The organism is Oleiphilus sp. HI0061 (genome assembly GCF_001635675.1).
This window is the reverse complement of record NZ_LWFE01001856.1, coordinates 1-989: the sequence shown is the minus strand read 5'-3', so window position 1 is coordinate 989 and position 989 is coordinate 1. Positions and strand designations below refer to the sequence as shown.

General features: G+C 44.5%; 2 protein-coding genes. Both read right to left on the bottom strand.

Translation table 11 applies throughout. The annotated features are described in order from the left end of the window. Nucleotides 1-844: radical SAM family heme chaperone HemW (gene hemW / locus A3735_RS28255; protein WP_068639088.1), on the bottom strand; the 844-nt coding region annotated here is incomplete at its 3' end. A gap of 8 nt (nucleotides 845-852) precedes the next feature. Next, nucleotides 853-989: non-canonical purine NTP pyrophosphatase (locus A3735_RS29400; RefSeq protein ID WP_197486119.1), on the bottom strand; the 137-nt coding region annotated here is incomplete at its 5' end.

Genomic DNA, 989 nt, shown 5'->3' with positions numbered 1-989 from the left:
TTCCCCTAAGCTGCTGAGCATCATCTAGCAAAGTGATTTTAGAGTGTGCACCGGCACCAATGCCAAGATAGTCACCAAACTGCCAGTAATTAAGATTGTGCTTAGCTTGAAAATCTGGTTTCGAGAATGCCGAGACTTCGTACTGCTGAAAACCCTTCTCGCCTAACAATTGCAGGCCATTATTTTGAATATCCCACATCAGTTCATCTTCAGGTAGAGCAGGCGGGTAGCGATAGAACTCGGTATTTTGTTCGATCGTCAATTGATACCAGGATAAGTGATTCGGCCCAAGCGATAATGCACTTTGGATATCATCCATGGCATCATCCAATGTTTGCCCGGGCAAACCATGCATCAAATCAATATTACAGTTAGTAATACCTCCCTCGTGTGCTTGTTCAATGGCCTTCATTGCTTCACTAGCAGAGTGAATGCGCCCAAGCTTTTCCAAATAGCGGTCTTTAAAACTCTGAACACCTAAAGATAGGCGGTTAATACCTGCTTGAGCATAAGCTTGAAATCGCTTCGCTTCAGTCGTACCTGGATTAGCCTCGAGTGTGATTTCGATATGCTCGGCAAAAGGCAATCGCTTATCTATGGCAGGTAGTAAGCGCTGATAAAACTCACCTGACATTAAACTCGGTGTACCGCCACCAAAAAAGATCGATTCAATTTTACGGCCCTGTGCAAATTCCCTATCAAAGTCCAAATCTTCAAGAAGCTTATTTAGATAGGCCTGTTCTGGAATTTCAGCACTGACATGGGAGTTGAAGTCGCAGTAAGGGCATTTGCGTACACACCAGGGAATGTGTACATAGAGACTTAGTGGAGGCAGTGTATTCAAGGCTCAGCCTAAGCCATTGACGCTTTGATTAGCTCAATTTTGTCGAGCAAAGCCTGGGTTGCCTGGCCACGGTGGCTAATTTTGTTTTTCTCTTCTTTCGTCAATTCTGCTGCGGTACATTGTTGATCAGATACCCAAAATACCG